A 16,053-nucleotide genomic window follows, 5' to 3' on the forward strand; every position below is an offset into this window, starting at 1 on the left:
CGCGGGGCGGCGGTGCGTTCCGGCGACCCGCTCCACGGTCCGGGCCGCGCAGGTTCTACGGTGTTGCGATGACGCTCCAGCACAACCACAGCAGCGACAGCACGACCGACTTCCCCGGCCGCAGCGGTCCGGCGGCCACCGAGGAGGCCGCACCGCACGAGGTGGGCGCCGTCCGCACCTCGTACGCGCCCGACCGCGACGGTGACCCGGATCCCGGCGAGATCGTCTGGACCTGGGTGCCGTACGAGGAGAACGACGGGCGGGGCAAGGACCGGCCGGTCCTGGTGGTGGCACGGGAGGACGGGGGCACGCTTCTCGCCGTGCAGCTGTCCAGCAGGCAGCACGACGGGGACCACGAGTGGGTGGCCCTGGGCGCCGGCCCGTGGGACAGCTCCGGCCGCCCGTCCTGGGTGGATCTGGACCGGGTGCTGCGGGTGCACGAGGACGGGATGCGGCGCGAGGCGTGTGCGCTGGACCGGGACCGGTACGACCTGGTCGTCGAGCGGCTGCGGGAGCGCTACGGCTGGAGCTGACCGCCGGAAGTCCCGTCGGAGCCGTGGAACGGGCGGCGGGAGAGCGCCCGGAGCGCGGTCCGGCGGGCCGGGGAGGTGCACCCGGCGCACGGCGGGCGGGCACGGCCGCGGCGGCGGCCTCCCCGCCCGCGCCGCACAGAGGGCGCGCGCGGCCGCACCACGGGACCCGCCGTGCGCCGGTGGGCGCGCCCCCGTGGTGTGGTGCATACGGGGCATGCTGAAGGGCCCGGCGGCATGGACGCGAACGGTTTCACGTCGCCCGGGGGCACCCTTGTGCGAACTCCCGGTAAGGGTTTGGGTGGGAGGCAGGCACACCCCTGGAGGAGGCCCGGCATGCGCCCGGACACACTCGGTCAGCACGGCCCGCCCGTCGACGCGGCACCGCTCGGCGTGCAGGAGGCGGAGGATCTGCTCCGCGGCATATGTTTCAAGACGGGACCGCCCCGGACGGTCGGCGTGGAGCTGGAATGGCTCCTGCACGACCGTGAGCACCCGGAGGTCGCCGTTCCGCACGACCTTCTGCGCGACGCGGCGGACGCGGTGCGCGCGACCCCGCTCGACGCCGCGCTGACCTTCGAGCCGGGCGGCCAGCTGGAGCTGAGTTCCCGGCCCAAGGACTCCCTGATGGCCTGCGTGGACGCGACCGCCGCCGATCTGGTCGCGGTGCGCGACACCCTCGGCCGGTCCGGGCTGGCCCTGGCCGGGCTCGGCGTGGACCCGTGGAATCCTCCCCGGCGTGTGCTGCAGGAGCCGCGCTACGACGCCATGGAGGCGGCCCTCGACCGGTCCGGCTCCGCGGGCCGCGCCATGATGTGCACCTCCGCGTCCGTCCAGGTCTGTCTGGACGCCGGTGAGGAGGAGCCGGGCCCGCTGGGCTACGGACGGCGCTGGCAGCTCGGGCACCTGCTGGGCGCGGTGCTGGTCGCCGCGTTCGCCAATTCGCCGTTCCGGCAGGGACGGCGCACCGGCTGGCGGTCGACACGGCAGTCGCTGTGGGCCGATCTCGACCCGGCCAGGACCCTCGCGCCGCAGGGCCGGCTCGCGCCCCGGGACGCGTGGGCGTCCCATGTGCTCGACACCCCCGTGATGTGCGTCCGCACGGCCGACGGCCCGTGGCACGTGCCGGAGGCGCTCACCTTCCGGGACTGGATCCGCGGCGGCGGGCCGCGCCCCCCGGTCAGGGCCGACCTCGACTACCACCTCACGACCCTGTTCCCGCCGGTGCGCCCCCGCGGCCACCTGGAACTGCGCATGATCGACGCCCAGTCGGGCCCGGACGGCTGGCTGGTGCCCCTGGCGGTCACCACCGCGATGTTCGACGACCCGGAGGCGGCGGAGAGCGTGTACCGCGCCGTGAAGCCGCTGGCCGAGACCGCGGGCCCGGCTCCCGCACCGCGCAACCCGCTCTGGACCGCCGCCGCCCGTGACGGGCTGCGCGACCCGGAGCTGGCGGCGGCGGCAGCGGCCTGCTTCACGGCCGCCCTGGAGGCGCTGCCCCGGATCGGGGCGAGCGAGCACGTCATCGGGACGGTCGCCGCCTTCCACGAGCGCTATGTCGCCCGGGGCCGGTGTCCGGCGGACGATCTTCCCGACCCGGCACCGGGGTTCCATGGAAAGGGCTTGGTCCGATGACTGACACTCCCGCTCCGCACACCGGCGAGGAAGCCGACGCGGAGGCTCTGCGCGAGCGCGCCCTGGCCGCGCTCCTGACCGCCCGCGCGCGCACCGCGCTGCTGACCGACTGCGTCGACGACCACGAGCTCACCGCACAGCACTCCCCTCTGATGTCGCCCCTGGTCTGGGACCTGGCGCACATCGGCAACCAGGAGGAGCTGTGGCTGCTGCGGGCGGTCGGCGGCCGTGAGGCGATGCGCCCGGAGATCGACGGGCTGTACGACGCCTTCGAGCACTCCCGGGCCAGCCGGCCCTCGCTGCCCCTGCTGGCGCCCGCCGAGGCGCGGACGTACGCCGCCGACGTGCGCGGGCGGGCCCTGGACGTCCTCGGCGGCGCTCCCCTGCACGGTGGGGGGCGCCCGCTGGAGCGTGCGGGCTTCGCCTTCGGGATGGTCGCCCAGCACGAGCAGCAGCACGACGAGACGATGCTGATCACCCATCAGCTCCGCGCGGGCGAGGCGGTGCTCGGGGCCCCGGAGCCGCCCGGGCCCGCCGGCGGCACGCTCCCCGCCGAGGTGCTCGTCCCCGGGGGCCCCTTCACCATGGGCACCTCCACGGAGCCCTGGGCACTGGACAACGAGCGGCCCGCGCACCGGCGCGAGGTCGCGGCCTTCCACATCGACACCGCTCCGGTCACCTGCGGCGCCTACCGGGACTTCATCGAGGACGGCGGCTACGCCGACCCCCGCTGGTGGGCTGCCGAGGGCTGGGCGATGGTCCGGGAGGACGACCTGACGGCACCCCGGTTCTGGCACCGGGACGCCGGCCAGTGGCTGCGGCGGCGGTTCGGGGTGACCGAGCCGGTGCGGGCCGACGAACCGGTGCTCCACGTCAGCTGGTACGAGGCGGACGCGTACGCCCGCTGGGCGGGCCGGCGTCTGCCGACCGAGCCGGAGTGGGAGAAGGCGGCCCGTCACGACCCCGGCTCGGGGCGCTCCCTGCGCTATCCGTGGGGCGACGCGGACCCGACGCCCGCACACGCCAATCTGGGCCAGCGCCACCTGCGGCCCGCCGCCGCGGGGGCGTACCCGGAGGGACGGTCGCCGGCCGGCGCGGGGCAGTTGATCGGCGACGTGTGGGAATGGACGTCGAGCGACTTCCTGCCCTATCCCGGCTTCGTGGCGTTCCCGTACCGGGAGTACTCGGAGGTGTTCTTCGGCCCCGGGCACAAGGTGCTGCGCGGCGGGTCCTTCGCCGTGGACGCCGTCGCCTGCCGCGGCACGTTCCGGAACTGGGACCTTCCGGTCCGCCGCCAGATCTTCTCCGGTTTCCGTACGGCGAGGGACGCCTGATGTGCCGCCATCTGGCCTACCTCGGTCCGTCCGTGCCCCTGGGCGAGCTGCTGGTCTCGCCCTCGCACGGGCTGGTGCGCCAGTCCTGGGAGCCCCGGCGCCAGCGGAACGGCACGGTCAACGCCGACGGGTTCGGCGTCGGCTGGTACGCGGAGGGGGATCCCGTCCCCGGCCGCTACCGCAGGGCCGGGCCGGTGTGGGGCGACGAGACCTTCGCCGACCTGTCCCGCGTGGTGCGCAGCACGGCGCTGCTGGCCGCCGTCCGGGACGCGACCTTCGCCGGGGCGGACGGGGAGGCCGCCGCCGCCCCGTTCGCCGAGGGGCGTCTGCTGTTCAGCCACAACGGCGCGGTCGAGGGCTGGCCCGGCTCGCTGGCGGCACCGGCCGCGGCGCTGCCGCCCGAGAGGCTCCTCACCCTGGCGGCACGGAGCGACTCGGCCCTGCTCTGGGCACTGCTGCTGCACCGCGCGGCGGCGGGTGAGGACATAGCGCGGGCGGCCGCCGGCACGGTCCTCGACGTCGCCGCCGCCGCCCCGGGCTCCCGCCTCAACCTGCTGCTCACGGACGGTGCCACCGTCGTGGCGACGGCCTGGGGCGACTCCCTCTGGTATCTCCACGACCCCGGCCGCCGCACGGTGGTGGCCTCCGAGCCGTACGACGACGATCCGAGCTGGCGCGAGGTCCCGGACCGCACGCTGCTGGCCGCGACGCGTACGGATGTCCTGCTGACCCCGCTCAAGGAGCCCACCGCGTGAGTCCCTTCCTGCTGACCCGCACCCTGCCTGCGGACGCGACGGACGGGGCGCTGCGCGCCGACGTCCTGAACGGTCTGACGCGGCGGCCGAAGACGCTGCCGCCGAAGTGGTTCTACGACGCGCGCGGCAGCGACCTCTTCGAGGAGATCACCCGGCTGGACGAGTACTACCCGACGCGTGCCGAACGGGAGATCCTGATCGACCGTGCCGGTGAGATCGCGGCGGCGTCCGGCGCCCGGACCCTGATCGAGCTGGGCTCGGGTTCCTCGGAGAAGACCAGGCACCTGCTCGACGCCCTGCCGGAGCTGCACACGTACGTACCGGTGGACGTCAGTGAGAGCGCCCTCGCGGGCGCCGCCGAGGCCCTGCTCGCGGAGCGTCCGGGGCTCTCCGTGCACGCGCTCGTCGCCGACTTCACCCAGGCCCTGGAGCTGCCGGAGACGCCGGGCCCCCGGCTGGTGGCCTTCCTCGGCGGGACGCTGGGCAATCTGCTCCCGGCGGAGCGTGCCGCGTTCCTGCGGTCCGTGCGGGCGCGGCTCGCGCCCGGGGACGGGCTGCTGCTCGGCACGGACCTGGTCAAGGACGAGGCGACCCTCGTCGCGGCCTACGACGACGCGGCCGGGGTCACGGCCGCGTTCAACAAGAACGTGCTCGCGGTGGTGAACCGCGAGCTGGGGGCGGACTTCCCGCCCGACGACTTCGCGCATGTGGCCGTGTGGGACCCGGACAGCGAGTGGATGGAGATGCGGCTGCGGGCCCGGCGGGCACTGACGGTCAAGATCCGGGAGCTGGACCTCGTGGTGCAGTTCGAGGAGGGCGAGGAGCTCCGCACCGAGGTCTCGGCGAAGTTCCGCGAGCCGGGGGTGCGGGAGGAACTGGCCGCCGCGGGCCTGCGGCTGGATCAGTGGTGGACGGACGCGGCGGGCAGGTTCGCGCTGTCGTGGGCGACGGCCGACTGAGCCGCCCGCGCCAGTGCCCGCCGGCCGGACCCGGGGCCGGCGGGCACCGGCGGCAGGATCCGCACCTCGGCGACGAGTCCGGCGGCGGTCACCACCCGCCACAGCGAGGCGGCGAGCGGGTCGTCGCCGACGAACGCCACGGCGCCCGCCGTGCCGGTCCCGGCCGTCCGGTAGCTGATGCGGACCGGCCGGACGGCGGCCCCGGCGTCGACCGCGGCCTGGAAGGCGGCGGGCCGGAACCGGCCGCCCGCCCCGCGCCCGCACCAGGTGCTGCCCTGCGGGAACACCGCGACCCGTGATCCGGACTCCAGTGCCGCGGCGAGGCTCCGCACCGCGGCCGGCAGTGCGCGCAGCCGGTCCCGGTCGATGAAGAGCGTGCCGCCGAGCGCGGCGAACGGTCCGAGCAGCGGCCAGCGCCGTATCTCGCTCTTGGCGACCATCCGGGCGGGCAGCACGGCGGCCACGAGGGGGATGTCCAGCCAGGACACGTGGTCGGCCACGACGAGCTCACCGGTCCGCGGCCGTGCCGGGTCCACCGGCTCCCCGGTGACCCGCAGGCGTACGCCGAAGGCGCGGACCACCGCACGGGCCCACCGGCGGATCAGCCGGTCCCTCCGGGCGGGGGCCAGCAGCAGCACCGCGGGCACGGACAGCACCCCGAGGAGGGTGAGCGCGCAGCCGGCGAGCAGCAGGGCCAGTGCGGGCAGCGGGGCGCGCCTGGCCCCCTCGTGGCGCGCGCAGGCGCGCGGGGTGCAGGGGGCGACGGGCAGCCAGGCGCTCATCGCAGCGGGGCCAGCGAGAGGAAGTGGCGCAGGTAGCGCGGGTCGGTGCGGCGCATGGAGAGCAGGACGTAGAGGTCCGCCACGCCGAAGTCGGGGTCGTGGGCGGGGGCTCCGCAGACCCAGGCGCCCAGGCGCAGGTAGCCGCGCAGCAGCGGCGGCAGCCCGGCGCGTCCGCCCGCGCCGCCGCCGGGGTGGCCGGTGGTGTCCCAGAGGCGGTGGGGGGTGACCCAGTACTCCTCGGGTGCCAGGTGGTGGGCCCGTACGGTGTCCCAGCTCCTGGCGGCCAGCGCCCCGCCGTCGGCGAGGGGGACGGAGCAGCAGCCGGCCAGCCAGGTGTGGCCGGTGCGCTCCATGTAGCGGGCGAGTCCGGCCCAGATCAGGGCGATGACGGCGCCGTCCCGGTGGGCCGGGTGGACGCAGGACCTCCCCACCTCGACGAGGTCGTCCCGGATCGGGGCGAGCCGTGCGAGGTCGAACTCGCTCTCCGCGTAGAGGCCGCCCGCGCGCGCGGCCCCCGCGGGCGGCAGCAGCCGGTAGGTCGCGACGACCTCGCCGGTGGCGCTCTCGCGGACCAGCAGGTGATCGCAGTGGGCGTCGAACGCGTCGGCGTCAAGGCCGGGTTCGGTGCTGTCGAGCCGGGCGCCGAGCTCCCCGGCGAAGACCAGGTGGCGCAGCCGCTGCGCGGCGCGTACGTCGTCCTGGCAGGTGGCCAGGGCGACCCGGTAGCGGGAGGGGGCGGCGGTCTGCCGTGGTGCGGGGACACCGGCGGGAACGGGGGCGGGGGAGGCGAGGGGCAGCACGGTCATGGCGGTCTCCGGGGACGGATCGGCGGCGGCTGCCGGGCTGCCGTGGTAGGGCGACGGCCCGGTCCCCCTACTTCTTCCGCGACCGGCTGGATTCGACGTGACCGCTGTGGAGCGAGGGGGTGTGCGACGGCTGAATCCCCGGCTCGCGGGGTGCGCGGCCCGCCCCGTCCGGTGTCAGCCGGTGCCGAGCTTCGCGCTGATGCGGTCGGAGGCCTTCTTCGCCTCCTCCGCGGGATCGCCGCCCTCCAGCACCGCGGTCATGTACGGCTTGATCGGGTTGTCCGCCTCGACGGCCGGCCAGGAGGGGGAACCGGGGGTCGCGCGGCCCTGGGTGGCGCCCGCCGCCATCGCGGAGGTCCCTTCCTGCCCCTCGACGACCCCCGCGAGTGCGGGTTTGTTCGGCACGTAGCTCATGGCGCGGGCGAGCTCCGTCTGCCACTTCGTCCCCGCGAGCGCCTTGACGATCTCGACGCCCTCGCTCCGCCGTTCCGCGCCCTCCGGCACGATGAGGTCGGACCCTCCGGTGAAGACCGCACCGGGCTTCCGGGCGCTCTTGCCGGGGATGGGGAAGTAACCCAGTTTTCCGCGGAGTTCGGGGTTCTGCTGTTCGATGAGAGCGGCACTGCCGGGTACGGAGATGATCTGGGCGACCGAACCTCCGGCGAAGACGTCGGTCTCCGGAGGCGTCTGCTCGTCGGCGTCCTTGGGGCCGTCGCCGAGGCCCTGGAGCGTCCGGTAGAAGTCCATGCCGCGCAGCGCGGCGGGCGAGTGGAGCGCGCCGCGCCAGTCGCCTCCCCGGTCTTCGGCCAGTTCGCCGCCCTCGTCCCAGATGAACCCGGCGAGCACGTACCAGTTCTGCCCGGCGAGGTAGATGCCCTGCCGGCCGGCGGTGTCGAGGCGCTCCGTGGTGTCCAACCAGGCGTCACGCGTCGTGGGGATCTCGGTGATCCCGGCCTGCGCGAAGAGGTCCTTGTGGTAGATCACGACACGGTTGGCCGCGTACCAGGGGATCCCGTACTGCGCGCCGTTGATCCTGCCCGGTTCGGCGAGCCCGGGGAGCCAGTCCTCTCCCCCGAGGTCGCGCAGCGACTCCAGGGTGAGGTCGCGCAGTCCGCCGCTCTCCGCGTACTGGGCGACCTGGGTGTTCCCGACCTCGATGACGGCGGGCGCGTCGTCGCTGTCGAGCGCCTTCAGCACCTTGGGGCCGATGCCGCCCCACTCCTGGAGGACGAACTCCAGCCGGACGGTGGGGTGCTCGGCCTCGTAGGACGCCGTGAACCGGTCGAGGAAGCCCTGGGACGCGCTGCCCTTCATCAGCCAGACCGTGACCGTGCTGCGGTCGGCGTCCGCGCCCGGGAGGAGGCCGCAGCCGCTCAGTGCGAGGGAGGAGACGAGCGCGACGGCTCCGGCCAGTATGCGGATCTTCACGAGGGCCACCTTCTGCGGAACGGCACGACGGAACGACAGGACCCGGGTGGGGGGACTGCGGGCGGCGCTCGCACGGGCGTATGGACGGGAAGTTTGGTATGTACCAATCGGCGGGTCAAGACCTCGCGGCGTCCCGGATCACCGGCCCGGCACCGCACCGGCGGGCCGGCACCTCGCGCGCGGCCCCGGAGTGGGGCACCGTGGAAGCACGAAAGGGGACCTTCCATGTCGAATCACACCTATCGGGTCACCGAGATCGTCGGCACCTCCGAGGAGGGCCTCGACGCGGCCATCCGGAACGGCGTCGCCCGGGCCGCCGAGACGCTGCACCACCTCGACTGGTTCGAGATGACCCAGATCCGCGGCCACATCGAGGACGGCCGGGTCGCCCACTACCAGGTGGGGCTCAAGGTCGGCTTCCGCCTGGACGAGACGGCCTGACGGCGTTCGGCTGTCTCCTCGGGGGCCGCGCCGGCCCCTCCCGGAAAGCCGGTCGCGCCCGCGCCGCGGGCCGGTCCCGGCGGCGGGGCCCGGCGGCGCGGTGCCGTGCCGGGTGCCCGTCGCGGAGCGTGGCCGTCCGAGATGCAGGCGGGCCGCCGCGCTGCTTCGCTGAGGGGGTCCGCTCCCCCACAGACGCAGGAGTGATCATGAGCGATGCAGGTGAGTCCGGCGGCCGGGTCCGCCAGCTGCGTGCCAAGGCCCAGGAACTGAACGAGGCGGCGGAGCGCGCCGCCGATCCGGAGCAGCGTCAGCGGCTCCAGGACAAGGCCCGCCGGCTGCGGGAGCAGAGCGAGCAGGAGAGCTCCCTGACGGACCGCGGCATGGACCCCATGGTGTAGTGCGGGCGCCCGCCCTGCCGGTGGTCCTCCCCGTGCGGGAGGATCACCGGCAGCAGCACGACCGCCCCCGCCGATCCCCCACGGAGCCGCAGCGCCGATGTCCACTCCCCATGACCCCTACGTGCGGGTGCGCGGTGCGCGCGAGCACAACCTCCGCGACGTGGACGTCGACATCCCGCGCGACAGCCTCGCGGTCTTCACCGGCGTCTCCGGCTCGGGCAAGTCCTCGCTGGCCTTCGGGACGATCTACGCGGAGGCGCAGCGCCGCTACTTCGAGTCCGTCGCCCCGTACGCGCGCCGGCTGATCCACCAGGTCGGGGCCCCCGACGTCGGGGAGATCACCGGCCTGCCGCCCGCCGTGTCGCTGGAACAGCGCCGGTCGGCTCCCGGGGCGCGCTCCTCGGTGGGCACGGTCACCACCCTGTCGAACTCGCTGCGGATGCTGTTCTCCCGGGCGGGTGACTACCCGGCCGGTGCCGAGAGGCTCGACTCCGACGCCTTCTCGCCGAACACGGCGGCCGGAGCGTGTCCCGAGTGCCACGGCCTGGGGCTGATCCACCGCACCACCGAGGAACTGCTCGTGCCGGACCCGTCGTTGTCGATCCGGGACGGGGCGGTCGCGGCCTGGCCGGGGGCCTGGCAGGGCAAGAACCTGCGGGACGTGCTGGACGCCCTCGGGTACGACGTCGACCGGCCGTGGCGGGAGCTGGATCCCGCCGACCGCGAGTGGATCCTGTTCACGGACGACCGGCCGGTGGTGACCGTCCGTCCGGTGCGTGACGCCGGACGGATCCAACGCCCCTACCAGGGCACGTACATGAGCGCCCGGCACTATGTGATGCACACGTTCGCGGACTCCCGGAGCCGGACCCTGCGGGCGAAGGCGGAGCGCTTCCTCACCGCCGCACCCTGTCCGGTGTGCGACGGGAGCAGGCTGCGCCGGGAGGCGCTGGCGGTCACCTTCGCGGGGCGTACGATCACCGACCTGGTGGCGCTCCCGCTCACGGCCCTCACCGAGGTGCTGCTGGAGTCGGGCGGCGCGAGCGACACGGCGCGGGTGCTCACCGCGGACCTGCTGGCCAGGATCGGGCCGGTGACCGAACTGGGCCTCGGCTACCTCAGCCTCGACCGGACGGCCCCGAGCCTGTCCTCGGGCGAGCTGCAGCGGCTCCGGCTGGCCACCCAGCTGCGGTCGGGGCTGTTCGGCGTCGTTTACGTGCTGGACGAGCCGTCGGCGGGCCTCCACCCCGCCGACACGGAGGCGCTGCTCGGGGTGCTCGGCAGGCTCAAGGAGGCGGGCAACTCGGTCTTCGTGGTGGAGCACCAGTTGGACGTGGTGCGGCGGGCCGACTGGCTGGTGGACGTGGGCCCGCTGGCCGGTGAGCACGGGGGCCGGGTCCTGCACAGCGGCCCTCCGGCGGAGCTCGCCTCGGTGGCCGCGTCCGCGACCCGCCGCTTCCTCTTCGACGAGGGCCCGGCCCCCGCGCGCGAGCCGCGGGAACCGTCCGGATGGATCACGCTGCGCGGGGTGGACCTGCACAACGTGCGCGGTGTCGACGCCGCGTTCCCGCTCGGTGTGCTGACGGCGGTGACCGGCGTCTCGGGGTCGGGCAAGTCCACCCTCGTCGGACAGGTCCTGGCCGGTGTGCTCGCCGGCCGGCGGCCGGCGGGGACCGCCGGGGACGCCGCCGCCCCGGAGGAGGCGCGGGGCTGCGCGTCGGCGGAGGGACTGGCGGCGGTCGACCGGCTGGTGCAGGTGGACCAGCGGCCCATCGGACGTACGCCCCGCTCCAACCTGGCGACGTACACGGGGCTGTTCGACGTGGTGCGCACGCTCTTCGCCGGGACCGGGACGGCCCGTGCCCGGAAGTACCGGGCGGGCCGGTTCTCCTTCAACGTGGCGGGCGGGCGGTGCGAGACGTGCCAGGGCGAGGGGTTCGTCTCCGTCGAGCTGCTCTTCCTGCCGAGTACGTACGCCCCCTGCCCGGACTGTCACGGGGCGCGCTACAACCCGGAGACCCTCCAGGTGACCCTGCGGGGTCTCACCGTCGCGGAGGTGCTGGACCTGACGGTGGAGGCGGCGGCGGACTTCCTGGCCGGCACGCCCGCGGCCGAGCGGAGCCTGCGCGCCCTGCTGGACGTCGGGCTCGGCTATCTGCGGCTGGGGCAGCCCGCGACGGAGCTGTCGGGCGGCGAGGCGCAGCGCATCAAGCTCGCCACCGAGCTCCAGCGCGCCCGGCGCGGACACACCCTCTACCTGCTGGACGAGCCCACGACGGGCCTGCATCCGGCCGATGTGGAGGTGCTGATGCGGCAGTTGCACGGCCTGGTCGACGCGGGGAACTCGGTCGTCGTCGTGGAGCACGACATGGCGGTGGTGGCCGGTGCGGACCGGGTGATCGACCTGGGGCCGGGCGGCGGGGACCTGGGCGGCCGGATCGTCGCCACCGGGACGCCCGGGGAGGTCGCCCGTGCGGCGGGGAGCCGTACCGCCGCGTATCTCGCGAAGGCCCTGCGGACGGACTGACTCCCCGCGGCGGGACGGGTCAGCGGCGCACCCTGCGGCCGGCGCGCAGCCACTCCTTGTTCATGGCGGTGATCGACGGCAGCGGGATGCCCTTGGGGCAGGCGGTGGCGCACTCCCCGGTGAGGGTGCAGCCGCCGAAGCCCTCGTCGTCCATGGTGGCGACCATGTCGAGCACCCGGGTCTCCCGCTCGGGCGCTCCCTGCGGGAGCACGTTCAGGTGGTTGACCTTGGCCGAGGTGAAGAGCATCGCCGAGCCGTTCGGGCAGGCCGCGACGCAGGCGCCGCAGCCGATGCACTCGGCGTGCTCGAAGGCCGTGTCGGCGTCCGGCTTGGGCACCGGGGTGGCGTGGGCGTCCGGCGCGGTGCCGGTGGGCGCCGAGATGTATCCGCCGGCCTGGATGATCCGGTCGAAGGAGGAGCGGTCGACGACCAGGTCCTTGACGACCGGGAAGGCGGCGGCGCGCCACGGTTCGACGTCGATCGTGTCGCCGTCCTCGAAGGACCGCATGTGGAGCTGGCAGGTGGTGGTCCGTTCCGGGCCGTGGGCGTCGCCGTTGATGACGAGACTGCAGGCGCCGCAGATGCCCTCGCGGCAGTCGTGGTCGAAGGCGACGGGCTCGTCCCCGCCGAGGAGGAGTTCCTCGTTGAGGGTGTCGAGCATCTCCAGGAACGACATGTCCGGGGAGATGCCGTCGACTTCGTAGGTGGCCATGGCGCCGGGCGCCTCGGCGTTCCGCTGGCGCCAGACGCGCAGGGTGAGCTTCATGCGTAGCTCCGCTGGGTGGGGTGGACGTACTCGAAGACGAGGTCTTCCTTGTGCAGGACGGGGGCGTCGCCGGTGGCGCTGAACTCCCAGGCGGCGGCGTAGGAGAACTCCTCGTCGCGGCGGGCGGCCTCGCCGTCCGGGGTCTGCGACTCCTCCCGGAAGTGGCCGCCGCAGGACTCGGCGCGGTGCAGTGCGTCGAGGCACATGAGCTCGGCGAGCTCCAGGTAGTCGACGACCCGGTTGGCCTTCTCCAGCGTCTGGTTGAGCTGCTCTCCGGTGCCGGGCACCTTGACCCGCCGCCAGAACTCCTCGCGGATCAGGGGGATCCGCCCGAGGGCCTCGCGCAGTCCCTCCTCGGTGCGGGCCATCCCGCAGAACTCCCACATGAGTGCGCCGATCTCCCGGTGGAAGGAGTCCGGGGTGCGGTCCCCGTCGACCGCGAGGAGGAGGTTCAGCCGGTCCTCGGTCTCGGCGACGGCCTCGGCGACCGCCGGGTGGCCGGCGTCGACGTCCTCCCTGTGCGGATTGCGGGCCAGGTAGTCGTTGATGGTCGCCGGCAGGACGAAGTAGCCGTCGGCGAGGCCCTGCATCAGCGCGGAGGCGCCGAGGCGGTTGGCACCGTGGTCGGAGAAGTTGGCCTCGCCGACGGCGAAGAGGCCGGGCACCGTGGTCTGGAGGTCGTAGTCGACCCAGAGCCCGCCCATCGTGTAGTGGACGGCGGGGTAGATCCGCATGGGGGTCTCGTACGGGTTCTCCGCGGTGATGCGGGCGTACATGTCGAAGAGGTTGCCGTACTTCTCCTCGACCTTCTTCCTGCCCATGCGCGCGACGGCCTCGGCGAAGTCGAGGTAGACGCCCTGGCCGCCGGGGCCGACGCCCCGTCCCTCGTCGCAGACGTTCTTCGCGGCGCGGGAGGCGATGTCGCGGGGCACCAGGTTCCCGAAAGCCGGGTAGAGGCGCTCCAGGTAGTAGTCCCGCTCGTCCTCGGGGATCCGGTTCGCGGGCCGGTCGTCGCCCTCGGCCTTCGGGACCCAGATGCGTCCGTCGTTGCGCAGCGACTCGCTCATCAGCGTCAGCTTCGACTGGTGGTCGCCGGTGCGCGGGATGCAGGTGGGGTGGATCTGGGTGAAGCAGGGGTTCGCGAACCAGGCCCCGCGCCGGTGGGCGCGCCAGATCGCGGTGGCGTTGGAGTTCATGGCGTTCGTCGACAGGTAGAAGACGTTGCCGTAGCCGCCGCTGGCCAGGACGACCGCGTCGGCGAAGTGGGTCTCGGTCCTCCCGGTGACGAGGTCGCGGGCCACGATGCCGCGGGCCTTCCCGTCGACGACGATCAGGTCGAGCATCTCCGTGCGGGCGTGCAGCTCGACGTTACCGGCGGCGATCTGGCGGGACAGTGCCTGGTAGGCGCCGAGGAGGAGCTGCTGTCCCGTCTGGCCGCGGGCGTAGAAGGTCCGGGAGACCTGGACGCCGCCGAAGGAGCGGTTGTCGAGGAGGCCGCCGTACTCGCGGGCGAACGGGACGCCCTGGGCGACGCACTGGTCGATGATCTCGACGGAGATCTCGGCCAGCCGGTGGACGTTCGACTCGCGGGCGCGGAAGTCGCCGCCCTTGACGGTGTCGTAGAAGAGGCGGTGCACCGAGTCACCGTCGTTGCGGTAGTTCTTGGCGGCGTTGATGCCGCCCTGCGCGGCGACGGAGTGGGCACGCCGGGGTGAGTCCTGGAAGCAGAACTGGACGACGTGGTAGCCCTGTTCGGCGAGCGTGGCACCGGCGGAGCCGCCGGCCAGGCCGGTGCCGACGACGATCACGGTGTGCTTGCGGCGGTTGGCCGGGTTGACCAGCTTCGCCTCGAAGCGGCGGGTGTCCCAGCGGTCGGCGACGGGTCCGCCGGGCGCCTTGGCGTCGACGAGGGGGTCGCCGGTGCGGTAGTTCGTGTAGTCGCTCACGTCAGCTCACCACTCCGGTCATCACGGCGACGGGCACGGAGACGAAGCCGGCCGTCAGCACCACTGCGAGGATGTGCGCGAGGGCCTTCAGCACACGGTCACGGGCCGCGCTGCCCACGCCGAGGGTCTGCGCCGCGCTCCAGAACCCGTGCCGCACATGCAGGCCCAGGGCGAGCACGGCGACGATGTAGATGACGTTGCCGTACCAGGTCGAGAAGGTGTCGAGCACGTTCTGGTAGGGGTGGCCGGGCTGGAATCCGCCGCTGTGCACGGTGCCCGTCGTGAGGTCCAGGATGTGCCAGACGATGAAGAGCGCGAGGATGACGCCGCCGTAGCGCATGGTGCGGGTGGCGTAGCTGGAGCGTGCCTTCCGGTGGACGTACCGCGTGGGGCGCGCCCGGAGGTCGCGGCGGCTCAGCTGGTAGGCGCAGACGGCGTGCAGCACGACGGCCGCCACGAGGACCACGCGGACGATCCAGAGCGCCCACTCGTGGTGCAGGAACGGCTCGCCGAGGGTCCGGAGCCAGTGCGCGTAGTGGTTGAACTCGTCGGATCCGAAGAAGATCTTCAGGTTGCCCAGCATGTGCACGACCAGGTAACCGAGCATGACCAGGCCGCTCACCGCCATGATCGCCTTCTTGCCGACGGACGAGTCCCAGACCGTACGCGTCATGGACGGCCGTCGGTCCGTCCGCGTTGCCAATGCCATGGACACGACGCTAGAGGCGGAGGGCACCATCAGTCCAAGACATGGAATACGTGATCTCGATAGGCATCACCTATGCACCCCGCTATCGTCGGGGCCATGCACTTCCAGCAGCTCACCTATTTCGTGGCCGTCGCCGAGGCCCGGCACTTCACCCGGGCCGCCGAGGAGGTGCACGTGTCGCAGCCCTCCCTCTCCCAGCAGATCAAGGCCCTGGAGAGCGAGCTCGGCGCCGAGCTGTTCAGCCGCGCGCGCGGCAACATCTCGCTGACGGACGCGGGCGAGGCGCTGCTGCCGCTGGCCCGCAGGATCCTGGCCGACGCCGACACGGCGCGGCACGAGGTGCAGGAGCTGGTCCAGCTGCGCCGGGGGCGGATCAGGCTCGGCGCCACCCCGAGCGTCTGCACCGGGCTGCTGCCCGACGTGCTGCGCGCCTTCCACGGAGCCCATCCCGGGATCCGGCTGCTGATCGAGGAGGGCGGCTCCCACGACCTCGTGCGGCAGCTCGCCCGGGGCGCCCTGGACCTCGCGCTGCTCGTGCTGCCGCTGCCCGCCGGCTCCCCCGCGCTGACGACGGTGGAGCTGCTGCACGAGGACCTGGTGGTGGTGTCGCCGGCCTCCCGGCCCGCCCCCGGCCGGAACGGCTCCGTGCGCGTGGCCGATCTGGGGCGTGAGCCGCTGGTGATGTTCCGGCACGGCTACGACCTGCGGGAGCTGACCGTGGCGGCGTGCCGGGCGGAGGGGTTCGAGCCGTCGTTCACCGTGGAGGGCGGGGAGATGGACGCCGTGCTCGGTTTCGTACGGGCGGGTCTCGGCATCGCCGTGGTGCCCCGCATGGTCGCCGTGCGGGCCGGCCAGGACCTGCGGACGACCCCGCTGGCGCCGCCGGGGCTGCGGCGCACGATCGCCCTGGCGCACCGCAGCGACGTCGAACCGCCGCGCGCGGCGCGCGAGCTGCAGCGGATGCTCGTCGGCGCCGGACCGCCGACCGTGTCCTCGGCCGCCGACGGGCCCCGTCCGGCCGGCGGCTGAGGACGGGC

The 16,053-nt window shown here is 73.9% G+C and carries 15 protein-coding genes; 9 read left to right on the forward strand and 6 right to left on the reverse strand.

Annotated features, from left to right (window positions below; genetic code table 11):
- Positions 1-68: 68 nt before the first annotated feature.
- The 5 genes from ABZ172_RS02800 to egtD all read left to right on the forward strand — a co-directional run bounded on the left by ABZ172_RS02800 (position 69) and on the right by egtD (position 5,213).
- Positions 69-533, forward strand: coding sequence for a type II toxin-antitoxin system PemK/MazF family toxin (locus tag ABZ172_RS02800; RefSeq protein ID WP_356879464.1), 465 nt, complete (start codon positions 69-71; stop codon positions 531-533).
- Positions 534-866: 333 nt separating this feature from the next.
- Positions 867-2,165 (forward strand): ergothioneine biosynthesis glutamate--cysteine ligase EgtA, encoded by a 1,299-nt coding sequence (egtA, locus tag ABZ172_RS02805; RefSeq protein WP_356879466.1) that lies wholly within the window; start codon positions 867-869, stop codon positions 2,163-2,165.
- Positions 2,162-3,499: an ergothioneine biosynthesis protein EgtB gene (egtB, locus tag ABZ172_RS02810; protein WP_356879468.1), complete on the forward strand. Its 1,338-nt coding sequence runs from the start codon at positions 2,162-2,164 to the stop codon at positions 3,497-3,499. Before egtA ends, egtB begins: the two co-directional genes overlap by 4 nt.
- On the forward strand, positions 3,499-4,254 hold the full coding sequence (egtC, locus tag ABZ172_RS02815) for an ergothioneine biosynthesis protein EgtC (protein WP_356879470.1): 756 nt from the start codon (positions 3,499-3,501) through the stop codon (positions 4,252-4,254). Before egtB ends, egtC begins: the two co-directional genes overlap by 1 nt.
- On the forward strand, positions 4,251-5,213 hold the full coding sequence (egtD, locus tag ABZ172_RS02820) for an L-histidine N(alpha)-methyltransferase (RefSeq protein ID WP_356879472.1): 963 nt from the start codon (positions 4,251-4,253) through the stop codon (positions 5,211-5,213). Before egtC ends, egtD begins: the two co-directional genes overlap by 4 nt.
- On the opposite strand, the gene ABZ172_RS02825 is transcribed toward egtD, so the two are convergent.
- The 3 genes from ABZ172_RS02825 to ABZ172_RS02835 all read right to left on the reverse strand — a co-directional run bounded on the left by ABZ172_RS02825 (position 5,156) and on the right by ABZ172_RS02835 (position 8,229).
- The gene (locus ABZ172_RS02825) at positions 5,156-5,995 is read right to left on the reverse strand and encodes a lysophospholipid acyltransferase family protein (RefSeq protein ID WP_356879474.1); all 840 of its coding nucleotides are present in this window, start codon (positions 5,993-5,995) and stop codon (positions 5,156-5,158) included. The genes egtD and ABZ172_RS02825 overlap by 58 nt on opposite strands.
- Positions 5,992-6,801, reverse strand: a complete 810-nt coding sequence (locus ABZ172_RS02830) for a GNAT family N-acyltransferase (protein WP_356879476.1) — start codon at positions 6,799-6,801, stop codon at positions 5,992-5,994. The genes ABZ172_RS02825 and ABZ172_RS02830 overlap by 4 nt, the downstream gene beginning before the upstream one ends.
- 174 nt (positions 6,802-6,975) lie before the next feature.
- Positions 6,976-8,229: an extracellular solute-binding protein gene (locus ABZ172_RS02835; protein WP_356879478.1), complete on the reverse strand. Its 1,254-nt coding sequence runs from the start codon at positions 8,227-8,229 to the stop codon at positions 6,976-6,978.
- Positions 8,230-8,454: 225 nt separating this feature from the next.
- Between ABZ172_RS02835 and ABZ172_RS02840 the strand changes: the two genes are divergently transcribed.
- The 3 genes from ABZ172_RS02840 (at position 8,455) to ABZ172_RS02850 (ending at position 11,595) form a co-directional block, all read left to right on the forward strand.
- Positions 8,455-8,670: a dodecin gene (locus ABZ172_RS02840; protein ID WP_356879480.1), complete on the forward strand. Its 216-nt coding sequence runs from the start codon at positions 8,455-8,457 to the stop codon at positions 8,668-8,670.
- Positions 8,671-8,876: 206 nt separating this feature from the next.
- Positions 8,877-9,068 carry a DUF6381 family protein gene (locus ABZ172_RS02845; protein ID WP_356879482.1) on the forward strand — a complete coding sequence of 64 codons (192 nt, stop codon included), beginning with the start codon at positions 8,877-8,879 and terminating at the stop codon, positions 9,066-9,068.
- A 97-nt stretch (positions 9,069-9,165) separates the two neighbouring features.
- A complete protein-coding gene (locus ABZ172_RS02850; protein WP_356879484.1) occupies positions 9,166-11,595 on the forward strand; it encodes an excinuclease ABC subunit UvrA in 2,430 nt (809 codons plus the stop codon).
- A 19-nt stretch (positions 11,596-11,614) separates the two neighbouring features.
- Here the strand turns inward: ABZ172_RS02850 and ABZ172_RS02855 are convergent, their stop codons facing one another.
- Genes ABZ172_RS02855 through ABZ172_RS02865 form a run of 3 tightly spaced genes read right to left on the reverse strand, consistent with a single transcriptional unit; the run spans position 11,615 to position 15,016 of the window.
- The gene (locus ABZ172_RS02855) at positions 11,615-12,361 is read right to left on the reverse strand and encodes a succinate dehydrogenase/fumarate reductase iron-sulfur subunit (protein ID WP_356879486.1); all 747 of its coding nucleotides are present in this window, start codon (positions 12,359-12,361) and stop codon (positions 11,615-11,617) included.
- Positions 12,358-14,307, reverse strand: coding sequence for a fumarate reductase/succinate dehydrogenase flavoprotein subunit (locus ABZ172_RS02860; protein ID WP_356879488.1), 1,950 nt, complete (start codon positions 14,305-14,307; stop codon positions 12,358-12,360). The genes ABZ172_RS02855 and ABZ172_RS02860 overlap by 4 nt, the downstream gene beginning before the upstream one ends.
- A gap of 1 nt (position 14,308) precedes the next feature.
- Positions 14,309-15,016, reverse strand: coding sequence for a succinate dehydrogenase (locus tag ABZ172_RS02865; RefSeq protein ID WP_356879490.1), 708 nt, complete (start codon positions 15,014-15,016; stop codon positions 14,309-14,311).
- Between the two features lie 96 nt (positions 15,017-15,112).
- Between ABZ172_RS02865 and ABZ172_RS02870 the strand changes: the two genes are divergently transcribed.
- Positions 15,113-16,045, forward strand: a complete 933-nt coding sequence (locus tag ABZ172_RS02870; protein ID WP_356879492.1) for a LysR substrate-binding domain-containing protein — start codon at positions 15,113-15,115, stop codon at positions 16,043-16,045.
- Positions 16,046-16,053: the final 8 nt, after the last annotated feature.

This window comes from Streptomyces sp. NPDC006296, from assembly GCF_040613235.1.
In the GTDB taxonomy this organism is placed as follows: domain Bacteria; phylum Actinomycetota; class Actinomycetes; order Streptomycetales; family Streptomycetaceae; genus Streptomyces.

Bases quoted from the DNA above. Each gene is read 5' to 3' on its own strand.
- ABZ172_RS02800 (WP_356879464.1), top strand. From the start codon at position 69: ATGACGCTCCAGCACAACCACAGCAGCGACAGCACGACCGACTTCCCC.
- egtA (WP_356879466.1), top strand. From the start codon at position 867: ATGCGCCCGGACACACTCGGTCAGCACGGCCCGCCCGTCGACGCGGCA.
- egtB (WP_356879468.1), top strand. From the start codon at position 2,162: ATGACTGACACTCCCGCTCCGCACACCGGCGAGGAAGCCGACGCGGAG.
- egtC (WP_356879470.1), top strand. From the start codon at position 3,499: ATGTGCCGCCATCTGGCCTACCTCGGTCCGTCCGTGCCCCTGGGCGAG.
- ABZ172_RS02825 (WP_356879474.1), bottom strand. From the start codon at position 5,995: ATGAGCGCCTGGCTGCCCGTCGCCCCCTGCACCCCGCGCGCCTGCGCG.
- ABZ172_RS02830 (WP_356879476.1), bottom strand. From the start codon at position 6,801: ATGACCGTGCTGCCCCTCGCCTCCCCCGCCCCCGTTCCCGCCGGTGTC.
- ABZ172_RS02840 (WP_356879480.1), top strand. From the start codon at position 8,455: ATGTCGAATCACACCTATCGGGTCACCGAGATCGTCGGCACCTCCGAG.
- ABZ172_RS02845 (WP_356879482.1), top strand. From the start codon at position 8,877: ATGAGCGATGCAGGTGAGTCCGGCGGCCGGGTCCGCCAGCTGCGTGCC.
- ABZ172_RS02850 (WP_356879484.1), top strand. From the start codon at position 9,166: ATGTCCACTCCCCATGACCCCTACGTGCGGGTGCGCGGTGCGCGCGAG.
- ABZ172_RS02855 (WP_356879486.1), bottom strand. From the start codon at position 12,361: ATGAAGCTCACCCTGCGCGTCTGGCGCCAGCGGAACGCCGAGGCGCCC.
- ABZ172_RS02865 (WP_356879490.1), bottom strand. From the start codon at position 15,016: ATGGCATTGGCAACGCGGACGGACCGACGGCCGTCCATGACGCGTACG.
- ABZ172_RS02870 (WP_356879492.1), top strand. From the start codon at position 15,113: ATGCACTTCCAGCAGCTCACCTATTTCGTGGCCGTCGCCGAGGCCCGG.